Below are 14,331 nucleotides of genomic sequence, written 5' to 3'. Positions count from 1 at the left end.
GGCATTGAACCGCTGAATTGAAATTGAAGTGTTGAGTGTGATTAAGGAGACGATATGAAAACGAAAATCTGGTCCGCGATTCTTTCCACCGTGCTGGTCACGGCCATGGCCCTGGCCGGCACGTCGGCCGAGGCCAAGCGCCTGGCCGGCGGCAAGTCGATCGGCAAACAGTCGTCCAACGTCACACAACGCGAGGCGGCGCCGGGCGGCGCCGGCTCGGCCACCAACTCCGCCGCCAAGCCGGCCACGCCCGCCGCGGCGCCCGCGCAGGCGCCCAAGCGCCCTTGGGGCGCGATGCTGGGCGGCCTGGCCGCGGGCCTGGGCCTGGCCTGGCTGGCTTCGTCGCTGGGCCTGGGCGGCGCCTTCGGCCAGATCATCATGTTCGCCCTGCTGGCGCTGGTGGTCATGGTGGTGATCGGTTTTGTCATGCGCAGGCTCAAGGGCGGGGCGGCTGCGGCGCCCGGCGCGGCGTCCGGCCAGGCGCCGTTCGCCTTCCAGGGCGCGGGCAATGCCACCACCCCCAAGAACTACAGCCCCGAGAACGTGGGCAACGATGCCTCCGCGCGCCCCTGGGAGCGCAGCAGCATGGCTTTCGACGCCAACAAATACGACGCGGCCGCACCTGCTGCGGGCGGCTCCATGATCGGCTCGGCCCTGCTGGGTTCGCAGTCCTGGGGCGTGCCGGCCGGATTTGACGCCGAAGGCTTTCTCAAGGCCAGCAAGGCCAACTTCGTGACTTTGCAGGATGCCTGGGACCGCTCCGACATCCAGAGCCTGCGCGCCATGATGACCGACGACATGCTCGAGCAGATCAAGACCCAGCTCGCCGACCGCGAATCGCACACCGGCGGCCAGGTCAACAAGACCGAGGTCGTGATGCTGGACGCCCAGTTGCTCGGCATCGAGGAACTGAGCGACGTCTACATGGCCAGCGTGGAGTTCTCCGGCATGATCCGCGAAGACGCCTCCGCGGGCGCCAGCCCCTTCCGCGAGGTCTGGAACATGACCAAACCACGCAGCGGCGGCAGCGGCTGGTTAGTGGCAGGCGTACAAGCTCTCCAATAATCCCCGTCCAGGCTCACTTCGTGTAGCCTGTTCCCACCTACAGGGGGCGAAGCCTGCGGCCCGGCAAAGCCGGCTCCGCGGCCCCGGTTGGCAGATAAATAGGCTACTTGCCTTGTCAGGTGTTTTATCCTGCAAAATCGGGGTCGTATGAACACTACGACCCCTTTTTCATTTCTGGAATCCATTGCCACCCGCTTTCAGCCGCCCGCCTGGGTGGTCGATGAGGGGCAGCAACGGCTGGTGCTCTTCCTGAACCACGTCCTGATGCAGGAAAAGCAGGCCCAGGACCGCCTGCTGCGGCAAAAGGGGCGGGTGGTGCACTTGCGCTGGGGCCTGTTTTCGATCGACCTGGTGGTCACTCCAGCGGGCCTGGTCGACAGGGTCGCACCCGGCACCAAGCCGGATCTCACGCTGGCCGTCGCCACCGAATCACCCCTGACCGTCATGCAATCCGTGCTGGCCGGCAAGCCGCCGCCGGTGAAGATTGAAGGTGACGTGCAACTGGCCGCCGAACTCGGGTGGCTGGCGGAGAACCTGCGCTGGGATGCCGAGGAAGACCTGTCGCGCCTGATCGGCGATGCACCCGCCCACGCGGTGGCCGACGCTGGCCGCCGCCTGTTTGAAGGGCTCAAGCAGTTCCTGGCCAGGACGCCGCTGTCCCCGGCCCCCGTTTCATCCGGTGTCGCCAGCCCGGCGGCCCCCGCAAGCCCCGCGGCGGCAGGCGAGGGCGCCCCGGCCGCGAAGGCTTCTGCATGACCCGGCTTTTCCGGGGTATCTTCATCGTCTGGACCGTGCTGCGGTTCGGGCTGGACGAACTGGTGTTGTCCAGTTTCGAGCGCCCCTGGATACGCCTGCTGACGCGCATTGTTTCAGTCGGCCGCAACCTGAAGGCGCCGCGCGGCGAGCGCCTGCGCGAGGCGCTCGAAAGCCTGGGTCCCATCTTCGTCAAATTCGGCCAGGTGATGTCCACCCGCCGCGACTTGCTGCCGCCCGACATCGCCGACGAACTAGCCCGCCTGCAGGACCGGGTGCCGCCCTTTGAATCCGCCGTGGCCGTGGCCATCATCGAAAAAGCCTTCGGCCGGCCGCTGGACCGGATTTTTGCGAGTTTCGAGCAGACGCCGGTGGCCAGCGCCTCGATCGCCCAGGTGCACTTCGCCACCCTGCCGAACGGCCGCGAAGTGGCCGTCAAGGTGCTGCGGCCCAACATGCTGCCCGCCATCGAAAAAGACCTGGCGCTGATGCACATGATGGCCGGCTGGATAGAAAGCGCTTCGGCCGACGGCAAGCGCCTCAAGCCCCGCGAGGTGGTCGCCGAATTCGACAAATACCTGCACGACGAACTCGATCTGCTGCGCGAGGCGGCCAATGCGGCCCAGTTGCGCCGCAACATGCAGGACATTGACCTGGTCATGATCCCCGAGATGGTCTGGGATTTCTGCATGCCCGACGTGATGGTGATGGAGCGCATGAAAGGCGTTCCCATCAGCCAGGCCCAGCGGCTGCGCGATGCCGGCGTGGACATGAAAAAACTGGCGCGCGACGGCGTCACCATCTTTTTCACCCAGGTGTTCCGCGACGGTTTTTTCCATGCCGATATGCACCCGGGCAACATCCAGGTGAGCCTGGCGCCGGAAACCTTCGGCCGTTACATCTCGCTGGACTTCGGGATCGTGGGCACGCTGACCGAAGTCGACAAGGAATACCTGGCGCAGAACTTCAGCGCGTTTTTCCAGCGCGACTACAAACGTGTGGCCGAACTGCACCTCGAGTCCGGCTGGGTGCCCCCGGAAACGCGGGTCGACGAGCTGGAAGCCGCCATCCGCGCCTGCTGCGAGCCCTATTTCGACCGGCCCCTGCGTGAAATTTCGCTGGGGCTGGTGCTGATGCGCCTGTTCCAGACCTCGCGGCGCTTTCACGTTGAAATCCAGCCCCAGCTGGTGCTGCTGCAGAAAACCCTGCTCAACATCGAAGGCCTGGGGCGGGAACTGGATCCCGACCTGGACCTCTGGAGCACCGCCAAGCCTTTTCTCGAAAAATGGATGCTGGAGCAGGTGGGCCCCGAGAAACTGCTGGCGCAGCTCAAGGCCGAGGCGCCGGCCTACGCCAAGCTGCTGCCGGGCCTGCCGCGCCTGCTGTCGCAATACCTCAAATCTCCGCCCGGCCTGCACCGCCGGGAGATCGAGGAACTGTTGTACGAGCAAAAACGCACCAACAAGCTGCTGCAAAGCGTGATTTACGGCGGCCTGGGCTTTGTTTTGGCGCTGGTCACCATGCAAGTCGTGCAGGTGCTGCGGTTCCGCTTGTTCTGAGCTTGACGGGGCCCCCAACGGCCTATAATTGAAGGCTTTGCATCTGGGTGCCTTTTCCGGGCAATCCAGGCGAATTCCCCCGGGTAATCCTCGGAATACCCCTCTCAAAGCCTTAAGCACTATGCCAATCTACGCCTATAAATGCGAGTCCTGTGGGCATGCCAAGGACGTCCTGCAAAAAATCTCCGATGCGCCGCTCACGGTGTGTCCGCAATGCGGCGCGCCCGCGTTCAAGAAGCAGGTCACGGCCGCGGGTTTCCAGCTCAAGGGCTCGGGCTGGTACGTGACGGACTTCCGCGGCAACAGCACGGGCGGCGCGCCCGCACCCAAGACAGAGGGCGGCGAAACAGGCGCGGCTAAAGGCGCCGACAGCAAGCCGGCCGATTCCGGTACAGCCGCGCCGGCAAGCACCGCCGCAGCCCCGGCTCCCGCGCCGGCCGCGCCCGCCAAGGCCCCGGCCGGCGATTCTTCCTCCAAATCGTCTTCGTGATGGCCTCAATCCGCCGATGGCTTCTGGCCGGACTGCTGGTGCTGGTTCCCCTGGCGATCACGCTGTGGGTGCTCGACTGGATCGTCGGCACGCTGGACCAGACGCTGCTGATCCTGCCGGGCTCCTGGCACCCCGACAAGCTGCTGGGTTTCCACATCCCGGGTTTCGGTGTGTTGCTCATGCTGCTGATCGTGCTGCTGATGGGCGCCATCGCCAGCAACTTCTTCGGCAAAAAGCTGGTGCGCTGGGGCAATTCCTTCCTGAGCCGCATTCCCATCGTCCGCTCCATCTATTCCAGCGTGAAGCAGGTTTCCGACACGGTGTTCTCGGAAAACGGCAACGCTTTCCGCAAGGCCCTGCTGGTGCAATGGCCGCGTGAAGGCGTCTGGACCATAGGCTTTCTCACCGGCACGCCCGGCGGCGACGTTGTCAACCACCTGCAGGGTGATTACCTGAGCGTTTACGTCCCGACCACGCCCAACCCCACCGGCGGCTACTTCGTGATGCTGAAAAAAAGCGACTGCATCGAACTCAAGATGAGCGTCGATGAAGCCCTGACCTATGTGATTTCCATGGGTGTCGTGGTGCCCGCAGCAAAACCTGCGCCGCTGCCCGCGACCCTGCCCCTGACCCCTCCCCTTTAAACGGCGAAAACTGCCTTTCCAAAAGCGCTGAAAGTTCGAGTATTTTTATGGCCATCGTTTCCCAAATGCGTTCCAACTATTGCGGTCTGGTGACCGAGAGCCTCATGGGCCAAACCGTGAGCCTGTGCGGCTGGGTGAACCGCCGCCGCGACCACGGCGGCGTGATCTTCATCGACCTGCGCGACCGCGAGGGCTATGTGCAGGTGGTCTGCGACCCGGACCGCGCCGACATGTTCAAAACCGCCGAAGGCGTGCGCAACGAATTCTGCGTGCAGGTCAAGGGCGTGGTGCGGGCCCGTCCCGAAGGCACGACCAACGACAACCTCAAGAGCGGCAAGGTCGAGGTGCTGTGCCATGAGTTGATCGTGCTGAACCCCAGCGTGACGCCGCCCTTCCAGCTTGACGACGACAACCTGTCGGAGACGACGCGTCTCACGCACCGCGTGCTGGACCTGCGCCGCCCCTACATGCAGAACAACCTGATGCTGCGCTACCGCGTGTCCATGGAAACGCGCAAGTTCCTCGACGCCAACGGCTTCATCGACATCGAAACCCCGATGCTGACCAAGAGCACGCCCGAGGGCGCGCGCGATTACCTGGTGCCCAGCCGCGTCAACGAAGGCATGTTCTTCGCGCTGCCGCAAAGCCCGCAGCTGTTCAAGCAGCTGCTGATGGTGGCCGGCTTCGACCGCTACTACCAGATCACCAAGTGCTTCCGCGATGAAGACCTGCGCGCCGACCGCCAGCCCGAATTCACGCAGATCGATATCGAAACGTCCTTCATGGGCGAGCAGGACATCCGCGACCTGTTCCAGGGCATGATCAGCAACATCTTCAAGACCGTGCTGGCCACCGACCTGGGCGAGTTTCCCGTCATGGCCTATGCCGACGCCATGCACCGCTTCGGCTCCGACAAACCCGACCTGCGCGTGAACCTGGAGTTCACCGAACTGACCGACGTCATGGCCGATGTGGACTTCAAGGTCTTCAGCGCGCCGGCCACGGCCGTGGGCGGCCGCGTGGTGGCCCTGCGCGTGCCTGGCGGCTCCGAGATGAGCCGCGGCGAAATCGACGGCTACACCGAGTTTGTGAAGATCTACGGCGCCAAGGGCCTGGCCTGGATCAAGGTCAACGATGTGAGCAAAGGCCGCGAAGGCCTGCAAAGCCCCATCGTCAAGAACCTGCATGACGCGTCTATCGCCGAAATCCTCAAGCGCACCGGCGCGCAGAACGGCGACATCCTGTTCTTCGGCGCCGACAAGGCCAAGATCGTCAACGACAGCATAGGCGCGCTGCGCCTGAAGGTCGGCCATAGCGACTTCGGCAAGAAGACCGGCCTTTTCACCAAGGGCTGGAAACCGCTGTGGGTGGTGGACTTCCCGATGTTCGAATTCGACGAGGATGGCCAGCGCTGGAGCGCCGTGCACCATCCCTTCACCGCGCCCAAGGACGGGCATGAGGACTGGATGGACACCGACCCCGGCCGCTGCATCGCCAAGGCCTACGACATGGTGCTCAACGGCTGGGAACTGGGCGGCGGTTCGGTCCGTATCCATCGCGCTGAAGTCCAGAGCAAGGTGTTCAGCGCGCTGAAGATCGGCCCTGAGGAAGCGCAGGAAAAATTCGGTTTCCTGCTGGACGCGCTGCAGTACGGCGCACCCCCCCACGGCGGCCTGGCCTTCGGCCTGGACCGCATCGTCACCATGATGACGGGCGCCGAGTCCATTCGCGACGTGATCGCTTTCCCGAAAACCCAGCGCGCGCAGGACTTGCTCACGCATGCGCCCAGCCCGGTGGACGAAAAGCAACTGCGCGAACTGCACATCCGCCTGCGCAATCCCCAGCCAGTCTGAAATGCCAGCGGGGAGGGGATGCCTTGAAGCCGTTCAAGATTCCCGAATCCGTGCTGGTGGTCATCCACACGCCGCAACGCGAGGTGCTGCTGATAGAGCGCGCCGACAATCCTGGTTTCTGGCAAAGCGTCACGGGGTCCAAAGACACGGTCGATGAGCCTTTGCTGGAAACGGCGATGCGCGAAGTGTTCGAGGAAACCGGCATCGCAGCCGCGGCCGGGCAGTTCCGCGACTGGGGCTTGTCCAATGTGTATGAGATTTATCCCGTCTGGCTGCACAGGTACGCAGCCGGCGTCACCCATAACACCGAACACGTCTTCAGCCTGTGCCTGCCCCATGCCTGTGAGGTGAGGCTCAACCCCGCGGAGCACACCGCCTGGCGGTGGCTGCCGCACCACGAGGCCGCCGACCTGTGCTTTTCACCCTCGAACGCCGAAGCGGTGCTGCTGCTGCCGACATTCATGGCGTGAGCCGCGCGGCGCGGCAGGCGCAACACTTTGTGAGTTGGCGTTTCATGGGATTGGCAAACACCGGCCGCTCGGTTTAAATGGGCTGGACCTCACGCCCACTTCTCGCCACTCGCAAGGGACGACCGCCACCGGCCATGCTGTACCCATTTCACAAGACAGGCGAGCTGCAACTGCTGCAAGGCGGGCGGGATTATTTTCCCGCCTTGATCCGGGCACTGGACGCGGCGCAGACCTGGATACAGCTGGAAACCTACATTTTCGATTTTCACGGCGCCGGGGCCGGGGTGGCCGAGGCGCTGGTGCGAGCGGCCGGCCGCGGCGTGACGGTCCAGGTGCTGGTGGACGGCATAGGCACCAACCCCCTGCCGCCGCAGTGGCGGGAAAAATTCGCGCAGGCCAAGGTCGAGTGGTTTGTCTATTCGCCCCTGGGGACGGGCCTGCGCGGCCTGGGCCTGCTGCTTCCTGAGCGCTGGCGCAGGTTGCATCGCAAGCTCTGCGTGGTGGACCAGCACACGGTGTTCTGCGGCGGCATCAATGTGCTCGACGATTTTTACGACCCCAACCATGGCGAGCTTCAGGCGCCGCGTGTCGATTTCGCCGTGTCCGCCACCGGGCCGCTGGCGCGGGAAGCCGCCGATGCGATGGCGCTGCTGTGGTGGCGCGTGCAGGCGGGTTACAGCGCGCGGCAGCGGCACATGACCGCGGCGTGGGAGACGTTCAAGGCGGCGGGCTACGGCGGACGCACCCAGGCCGAGCCCTCTGTCGCAGGCAATAGCGCCGGCGCCGCCGGTCCGCGGGCGGCGCTGGTGCTGCGCGACAACCTGCGCAACCGCAGCAGCATAGAGCGCGCCTACCGCAAGGCCATCGGCAAGGCGCACCGCGAGATCATCATCGCCAACGCCTATTTCCTGCCGGGCGGCAAGCTGCGGCGCGCCCTGATCGGGGCCGCGCGGCGCGGCGTGCGCGTGACGCTGCTGCTGCAGGGACGCTACGAATACTTCATGCAGTACCACGCGGCCCGCCCCGTTTACGGCGCCCTGCTGGAGGCCGGCGTGGAAATCCATGAATACGAGGCCGGCTTTCTGCATGCCAAGGTGGCCGTGGTGGACGGGCACTGGGCCACCGTCGGTTCATCCAATCTCGATCCGCTGAGCTTGCTGCTGGCCCGCGAAGCCAATGTGGTGGTCGAGGACAAAGCCTTTGCCGAAGGCCTGGCGGCCATCCTGCGCGAGGCCATGCTGACCCAGGGGCGGCGCATGGAGCCGGCCGCCCACAGCCACCGCCCCCTGGGCCAGCGCCTGCGGGGCTGGGTGGCTTATGCGCTGGTGCGGCTTGCGCTGCTGGTGGCCGGCCAGCGTTATTGAGGCCTTGAGGCCGCGCTGCCCCTAACAAGCTACCAAATTGATAGCTGCTTGTGCCCATGTGGAAAGGGAGAAATGCCAAAGACCCTGTCAAATTCCGGACAAGACGGCACAGGGTCAGGCTGGTAATATCTGGCATGCTTATGAAATCCGACACGCCCCCCCAGGACGCGACCGGCGAGGGTACGCCCGTTTCCGTCAAGATCCGCGAACGGCTCGCCCTGGCGCGCAAGCGCTTTCACGCCAATGACAACATCGCCCAGTTCATCCAGCCCGGAGAGCTCGAAAAACTGCTGGACGAAGTCGAGGTCAAGATGCAGGGTGTGCTCGACAGCCTGGTGATAGACACCGCCGGCGACCACAACACCAACAACACGGCGCGCCGCGTGGCCAAGATGTACCTTAATGAGGTCTTCAAGGGCCGTTATGTGCAGCCGCCCACCATCACCGAATTCCCCAATGCCGAGCACCTCAACGAGCTCATGATCGTCGGGCCCATCACGGTGCGCAGCGCCTGCTCCCACCATTTCTGCCCGGTCATCGGCAAGATCTGGATAGGCGTGCTGCCCAATGAACACACCAACGTGATCGGCCTCTCAAAATACGCGCGCCTGGCCGAATGGGTCATGGGCCGCCCGCAGATCCAGGAAGAGGCCGTGGTGCAACTGGCCGACCTCATCATGGAAAAAACCCAGCCCGACGGCCTGGCCATCGTGATGGAGGCCAGCCATTACTGCATGGCCTGGCGCGGCGTGAAAGACATGGACAGCAAGATGATCAACTCGGTGATGCGTGGCGTGTTCCTCAAGGACTCGACCTTGCGCCGCGAATTCCTCGCCCTGATTCCGCAGAAAGGCTAAGCATGTTGGTACGTTTACTTTACGCAAGCCGCGCGGTCGACACCAGTCCCGAAGCCATCGAGGGCATCCTGTCGCAGTCGCGCCAGCACAACCCGGCCACCGGCATCACCGGCATCCTCTGCTACGGCGGCGGCATCTTCCTGCAGGCCATTGAAGGCGGGCGCATGGCGGTCAGCGACCTGTTCGGCCATATCCAGCACGATGCACGCCACAAGGACGTGGTGCTGCTGCACTTCGAGGAAATTTCCGAGCGGCGTTTCGGCGGCTGGACCATGGGCCAGGTCAATCTCTCCAAGCTCAACCATTCCATCCTGCTGAAGTACTCCGAGAAAGCCGAGCTCGATCCCTATTCCGTCTCCGGCAAGGTTTCGTACGCGCTGCTCGAAGACCTGATGGCCACCGCCTCCATCTGCGGGCGCGTTTGAGCCTGGCGGCAGCGCCGGTGACCGGGCTGCTTCTGGGCTGCGATTTCTCCAGCAGCCCGAGCCGCCGCAAACCCATTGTGATGGCCACTGGCTCCTCGGCGGGCGGCCGCGTGCTGCTCATGGGCCTGGAGCGCATCGAGTCGCTGGACGGCTTCGAGCAATGGCTGCGCCGCGAGCCCGCCTGGCTGGGTGCTTTTGACTTCCCCTTCGGCCTGCCGCGCGAACTGGTCGAGCAACTCGGCTGGCCCGGCCAATGGCCGGAGCTGATGCTGCACTATGCCGCCCTGAGCCGGCCCGACATCCGCACCGCCTTTGCCGCCTTTTGCGATGCCCGCCCCGCCGGGCGGAAATTCGCCCACCGCGCGGCCGACGGGCCGGCCGGCTCCAGCCCCTCGATGAAATGGGTCAACCCGCCGGTCGCCTACATGTTGCATGCCGGCGTGCCCCGGCTGCTGGCAGCCGGCGTGCACTTGCCCGGCCTGCACCAGGGTGACCTGAACCGTGTCGCGCTGGAGGGCTACCCCGGCCTGCTGGCGCGCGAGGTGCTGGGCAGTCGCTCGTACAAAAGCGACGACAAGGCCAAGCAGACGCCGGAACGGCTGATCGCGCGTAAAGACCTGATCACCGCGCTGGAAAACGGGCAAACCCGGCTGGGGCTGCGCCTCAAGGTCAGCCATGCCCAGCGCGATGCGCTGGCCGACGACGCCAGCGGCGACAGCCTGGACGCCGTGCTGTGCCTGATGCAGGCGGCCTGGGCCTTGCGGCAGGGCGCACCGCGCTATGGCTTGCCGCTCGAGATGGACCCGCTCGAAGGCTGGATCGTCACGGCCTGAGATCTGCGCGAAGGCGGGTGAACCGTACTGTTTGTTTGTCCAGTATATTCAAGGCCCTTCCTTCCGCAGTTCACGGGCCTCTTCGGACAATGTCTTCCCTTTCACGCACTCTTGCCACAGCTGCATTGCTGGTCGCATGGCTTCTTCCGGCCCAAGCCTCTTCACCGGGCAAATCCTCGGCGCCGGCCTGGTCCGGTGTCGTCAGCTATGTGGTCGACGGCGATACCGTCAGGGTGCGGCCGCCCGGCGGAGGCAAGCCCATCAGCGTTCGCATCAACGGCATAGACGCGCCGGAAATCTGCCAGGCCGGCGGTACCGCCTCCCGCGACGCGCTCATGCGAAAGCTGCTGGGCCAGCGCGTGGCGGTGCATGGCCGGCATCATGACGACTATGGCCGCCTGCTGGCGAAGATCACGCTCAAGGGCGAAGACACAGGCGGATGGATGGTGGCGCAGGGCCTGGCCTGGTCTTACCGCAGCCGCGGCGGCGCCGGCCCATACGCCGTACAGCAGCGGCGCGCCAAGGCCGCGGGGCTGGGGGTTTTTTCGCCGGCGCATGGTGTTCCGCCTGTGTATCCCGCGCAGTTTCGCAAGCGGCACGGAAGCTGCCACTAGCCGCGCGCGCTGTCCCTTGTCCTACGGCTGTTTCAGCCGGCGCCGATGTGCGGCAACGGGCTCGCTGGCTAGAGTGAATGTGCGCGAACGCTGCTTCGCCATCCCCCAGCGCCCGACCAGCCCAGCCCAGGCCGGGCCAGCGCACATTCCCAACAAGGAGCCATCATGATTTCCAAGCTTTCCAACCCCTTGCATGCGGGCCATTCCCTCCGCCCCCTGGCTGTCCTCGGTGCGCTCTCCGTGGCGATGGCGCTGTCGGCCTGCAACAAGCAGGATGAAGGGAAAACCGCCGGCCAGCAACTCGACTCAGCCATTGCCAAAACCGAAGACGCGGCCGCCAGGGCCAAGGCCAAGGCTGAAAGCGAAATGGCCAGTGCCGGCGCCGCGGTGAAGAACGCGACCCAGGGCGCCGAGTCTTCTGGCAAGGACATGGCCGCCAAAGCCGGTGAAAAAATCGACGACCTCACGATCACGACGACCGTTACCGCCGGGTTCGCGAAGGACCCCGATTTAAGCGTGCTCAAGATCAACGTGGACACCCGCAACGGTGCCGTGACTCTCAATGGCTCCGCGCCCACGGCGGCCGCCCGCGACAAGGCCGGTAGCCTGGCCAAAGACGTCAAAGGCGTCAACTCGGTGGACAACAAACTGGTGGTGAAGGCTGCCGGCTAGTCCAGGCTGTCGGTCTTATCCGGCCGGACACAAAAAAAAGGCAGGCATGGGAAACCATGCCTGCCTTTTTGCAGCCGCCTCGCGGGCGGCCGGCCTTGCAAAACCGTTTATGGGCGGACGACGATGTCGTTGCGAACGGCTTTGACGTTCTTCACATTGCGGGCAATGTTTTCAGCCTGGGCTTTTTCCGCTGAGGATTTGGCGAAGCCGGACAGTTGGACCGTGCCGTTGAGCGTTTCCACCTTGATGGAGGAGGCCGCCACGGTTTTGTCTTCGACGAATTTCGCCTTCACGGAAGTCGTGATGGCGGCGTCGTCGACATAGGCACCTGCGGACTCCTGGCCACGCCCGACAGCGCAGCCGCTGCCAATGATGGTGATGCCTGCCAGAGCGGCGAATGCAATTGCGCGAGCGTATTTCATATTGTTTTCCTCTTGAGTTGATGTCATTGGTTTGGTGCAAGTTTAAAAAAGCCTGCAGATGGGCGGCACCACGCCCACCGGCCTGCGGTAACGCTATTTCTCCAGCCAGTCCTTGAGTTCGTCGGCGTGCTCCTCCTCGTCGGCAAGAACGTCTTCGAGCATGCGCCGCGTCGTCGGGTCCTTGTCGCCGATCAGCGCGATCATCTGGCGGTAGGTCTCCACCGCGATGCGCTCGGCGACCAGGTTGACGCGCACCATGGTCTTCAGGTCGTTGGATTCGTCGTAGTCCGCGTGGCTGCGCTGCAGCAGCGTGCCGGGCGAGAAATCGGGTTCGCCGCCCAGCTGCACGATGCGCCTGGCGATGCGGTCCGCGTGCCCGGATTCTTCGTTGGCGTGCACCAGGAATTCGTCGGCGATGGGCGGAGACGACACGCCGCTGGCCATGAAGTAGTGGCGCTTGTAGCGCAGCACGCAGACCAGTTCCGTCGCGAGGGCGTCGTTGAGCAGTTTCACGATGGCATCGCGGTGCGGCCCGTAGGCCGGCGTGATGGCGCCGTCGGCCAGGCTGTTGCGGGCCGCGTCCAGGCCGGTCTCGTCCAGCACAAGTTCGCCGGACGCCGCTGTGGGGAGTTTGGAAATAACGGAGGAGTTCATGGGGGTGTCCTTTGAGTCTGTTCGTTGCTTTGCACCGGGCTGGAGAGCATCGACAGCAAGGCGCCGGAGAGCTCCGACGACTTGAGCGCGGCCAGCAGCACGCTGCCCAGCGACACCAGCCGCCAGGGCTTGAATGCCACGGCCGCCGCGCCCGCCACGGCGGCGATGCCCAGCAGTTGCAGGGGTTTTTCCCTGGCGTAATCGCCGAGCACCGGCCGCGCCAGGCTGAACGCGGCGCTCACGGGGTGGTGCTGCCACCAGGCTCCCAGCGCGTGTTTGATGAAGCCCCAGCTTCCGCCCCCGGCGTGTTCAGGATCTTCTTCACCGTGCTGTCCGGAGTGCTCCTGCTCATCGTGGGACAGCTTGTCGCGGCTCATGTGCCGGACGATGGCCTTGCGGCTGCTAGCCAGTCTTTCCTGCGGTGTGGGCTGGGTGAGCGATGTCATGGCGCGGTCTTCGGCACGGTGTTTATGCGGCCGTGCGCAGGGCACGGGCATCGCTGTCGATCTGCGCCTTCAGTTCGGGAAAGCGTTCCGTGGCGAAAGGCTTGCGCGCCCGCATTATGGCAACGACAAGAATCGCCAGTGCGACGCCCGGCACCACCACCAGCACCCAGTGGAACTGGTTGTGCAGCATCCCCAGCATCGCAGCCGTGCCGGCCAGGCCCAGGAAGACAGCGGCCGCGACAACCGCCACGACCCAGGCCACCACGCGCACCACCAGCTCGGAGCCGGCTTCGGAAGCTTCTTCCTGGAACAGCGCCGCATAGGCCGACAAATGGTCCACGACCAGGTCGGGCCGCTGCACGATGGTGGAGAAAAGAGGGTGGAGCATAGGGCTGGGTGGTTTTGATCGCGGCGATGGCTCAGTAACGGTTGTGGTTGCGGTGGCGTGCCGAGGAGATCAGCAGCGCGACACCGGCGCCCACCGCCGCAGCGATCAGCACGGAACGCAGCGGCTGGTCGGCGACGTAGCGCGACGTGGCGCCCGCGGCATTGGACAGCGAGCGTTGTGCGCGTTCCTTGGCTTCAGCGGCGAGGTCCAGGCTCTGGCGGGCCAGGTGCTGGGCCTTGGAGGCCAGCATGTCGACCATGGGGTCGACGCTGCCGCGCAGGTCGCGCACCTTGTTCTCGGCCTTGTCGAGGGCTTCGTTGGCGTAGCTGCGGGTGGTGCCCACGGCCTTCTCGGCGGTCTGCAGCAATTCATCGGAGGTTTGTCGTGCGGTGTTGGCGGCGGTCTGGGTGTTCATGGCAAATCCTTGGCGGGTTAAAGGGAGGAGTGAAAAGAAGAAGGGAAAACAAAAGCCGGGTCACCGGGTGACGCGGCTCGTGCGGGGAAGCTCCGGTGAAAAACGCGGGGGCCGTCAGTTCTTGCGCAGAAGGCTGATGACAAAACTCACCACGGCCATCACGGCGAAGATGAAGAACAGGATCTTGGCGATCTCGACGGCGCCGGCCGCGATGCCGCCGAAACCGAAGACGGCGGCGATCAGCGCGATGACGAGGAAAACGACGGAGTAGTGCAGCATCTTGGGCTCCTTGGCTGTGGGTGTGCGGCCCTTGTTTCGTTTGAAACGGCCTTGAGCCAAGCTTAGTGAGCGCCCCTGGTTTGCCTCATCGGCTGCCAGCGTGTGCCTGTGTCAGTTCGAATGGCCAT

19 protein-coding genes are annotated in these 14,331 nt (G+C 64.6%); 13 read left to right on the top strand and 6 right to left on the bottom strand.

What is annotated here, in order from left to right; genetic code table 11:
• Positions 1–54: 54 nt before the first annotated feature.
• The 13 genes from AC1D1F_RS05225 to AC1D1F_RS05165 all read left to right on the top strand — a co-directional run bounded on the left by AC1D1F_RS05225 (position 55) and on the right by AC1D1F_RS05165 (position 11,599).
• Positions 55–1,065: a Tim44 domain-containing protein gene (locus AC1D1F_RS05225; RefSeq protein WP_477696350.1), complete on the top strand. Its 1,011-nt coding sequence runs from the start codon at positions 55–57 to the stop codon at positions 1,063–1,065.
• Between the two features lie 147 nt (positions 1,066–1,212).
• Positions 1,213–1,821 carry a hypothetical protein gene (locus tag AC1D1F_RS05220; RefSeq protein WP_477676874.1) on the top strand — a complete coding sequence of 203 codons (609 nt, stop codon included), beginning with the start codon at positions 1,213–1,215 and terminating at the stop codon, positions 1,819–1,821.
• Positions 1,818–3,377 (top strand): ubiquinone biosynthesis regulatory protein kinase UbiB, encoded by a 1,560-nt coding sequence (gene ubiB / locus AC1D1F_RS05215; RefSeq protein WP_477676873.1) that lies wholly within the window; start codon positions 1,818–1,820, stop codon positions 3,375–3,377. The genes AC1D1F_RS05220 and ubiB overlap by 4 nt, the downstream gene beginning before the upstream one ends.
• A gap of 121 nt (positions 3,378–3,498) precedes the next feature.
• A complete protein-coding gene (locus AC1D1F_RS05210) occupies positions 3,499–3,867 on the top strand; it encodes an FmdB family zinc ribbon protein (protein ID WP_477676872.1) in 369 nt (122 codons plus the stop codon).
• Positions 3,867–4,511, top strand: a complete 645-nt coding sequence (locus AC1D1F_RS05205) for a DUF502 domain-containing protein (RefSeq protein ID WP_477676871.1) — start codon at positions 3,867–3,869, stop codon at positions 4,509–4,511. Before AC1D1F_RS05210 ends, AC1D1F_RS05205 begins: the two co-directional genes overlap by 1 nt.
• Positions 4,512–4,558: 47 nt before the next feature.
• Positions 4,559–6,364 carry an aspartate--tRNA ligase gene (gene aspS / locus AC1D1F_RS05200; protein ID WP_477676870.1) on the top strand — a complete coding sequence of 602 codons (1,806 nt, stop codon included), beginning with the start codon at positions 4,559–4,561 and terminating at the stop codon, positions 6,362–6,364.
• Positions 6,365–6,387: 23 nt separating this feature from the next.
• Positions 6,388–6,834, top strand: a complete 447-nt coding sequence (gene nudB / locus AC1D1F_RS05195) for a dihydroneopterin triphosphate diphosphatase (protein WP_477676869.1) — start codon at positions 6,388–6,390, stop codon at positions 6,832–6,834.
• Between the two features lie 134 nt (positions 6,835–6,968).
• Complete coding sequence (clsB, locus tag AC1D1F_RS05190) at positions 6,969–8,198, top strand: cardiolipin synthase ClsB (protein ID WP_477676868.1); 1,230 nt, start codon at positions 6,969–6,971, stop codon at positions 8,196–8,198.
• Positions 8,199–8,332: 134 nt separating this feature from the next.
• Positions 8,333–9,055 carry a GTP cyclohydrolase I gene (gene folE / locus AC1D1F_RS05185; RefSeq protein WP_477652504.1) on the top strand — a complete coding sequence of 241 codons (723 nt, stop codon included), beginning with the start codon at positions 8,333–8,335 and terminating at the stop codon, positions 9,053–9,055.
• Between the two features lie 2 nt (positions 9,056–9,057).
• Positions 9,058–9,480 carry a BLUF domain-containing protein gene (locus tag AC1D1F_RS05180; protein WP_436157645.1) on the top strand — a complete coding sequence of 141 codons (423 nt, stop codon included), beginning with the start codon at positions 9,058–9,060 and terminating at the stop codon, positions 9,478–9,480.
• 80 nt (positions 9,481–9,560) lie between these two features.
• The gene (locus AC1D1F_RS05175) at positions 9,561–10,313 is read left to right on the top strand and encodes a DUF429 domain-containing protein (protein WP_477676867.1); all 753 of its coding nucleotides are present in this window, start codon (positions 9,561–9,563) and stop codon (positions 10,311–10,313) included.
• Between the two features lie 89 nt (positions 10,314–10,402).
• Complete coding sequence (locus AC1D1F_RS05170; RefSeq protein ID WP_477696349.1) at positions 10,403–10,927, top strand: thermonuclease family protein; 525 nt, start codon at positions 10,403–10,405, stop codon at positions 10,925–10,927.
• Between the two features lie 165 nt (positions 10,928–11,092).
• Entirely contained in the window at positions 11,093–11,599 is a 507-nt protein-coding gene (locus AC1D1F_RS05165; RefSeq protein WP_477676865.1) for a BON domain-containing protein, read from the top strand.
• A 107-nt stretch (positions 11,600–11,706) separates the two neighbouring features.
• Here the strand turns inward: AC1D1F_RS05165 and AC1D1F_RS05160 are convergent, their stop codons facing one another.
• The 6 genes from AC1D1F_RS05160 to AC1D1F_RS05135 form a co-directional block, all read right to left on the bottom strand.
• The gene (locus AC1D1F_RS05160; RefSeq protein ID WP_477652507.1) at positions 11,707–12,021 is read right to left on the bottom strand and encodes a BON domain-containing protein; all 315 of its coding nucleotides are present in this window, start codon (positions 12,019–12,021) and stop codon (positions 11,707–11,709) included.
• A 93-nt stretch (positions 12,022–12,114) separates the two neighbouring features.
• Positions 12,115–12,675 carry a ferritin-like domain-containing protein gene (locus tag AC1D1F_RS05155; RefSeq protein WP_477652508.1) on the bottom strand — a complete coding sequence of 187 codons (561 nt, stop codon included), beginning with the start codon at positions 12,673–12,675 and terminating at the stop codon, positions 12,115–12,117.
• Positions 12,672–13,121, bottom strand: coding sequence for a hypothetical protein (locus AC1D1F_RS05150; RefSeq protein WP_477676863.1), 450 nt, complete (start codon positions 13,119–13,121; stop codon positions 12,672–12,674). Before AC1D1F_RS05150 ends, AC1D1F_RS05155 begins: the two co-directional genes overlap by 4 nt.
• Positions 13,122–13,143: 22 nt before the next feature.
• Entirely contained in the window at positions 13,144–13,509 is a 366-nt protein-coding gene (locus AC1D1F_RS05145; RefSeq protein WP_477676862.1) for a hypothetical protein, read from the bottom strand.
• A 31-nt stretch (positions 13,510–13,540) separates the two neighbouring features.
• Positions 13,541–13,924, bottom strand: a complete 384-nt coding sequence (locus tag AC1D1F_RS05140; RefSeq protein WP_477676861.1) for a hypothetical protein — start codon at positions 13,922–13,924, stop codon at positions 13,541–13,543.
• Positions 13,925–14,038: 114 nt separating this feature from the next.
• The gene (locus AC1D1F_RS05135) at positions 14,039–14,203 is read right to left on the bottom strand and encodes a DUF1328 domain-containing protein (RefSeq protein WP_007867921.1); all 165 of its coding nucleotides are present in this window, start codon (positions 14,201–14,203) and stop codon (positions 14,039–14,041) included.
• Positions 14,204–14,331 lie beyond the last annotated feature (128 nt).

The organism is Polaromonas sp. P1_H6 (assembly GCF_056405195.1).
The sequence above is the reverse complement of the archived record's forward strand: the minus strand, read 5'-3'. Positions and strand labels throughout refer to the sequence as shown.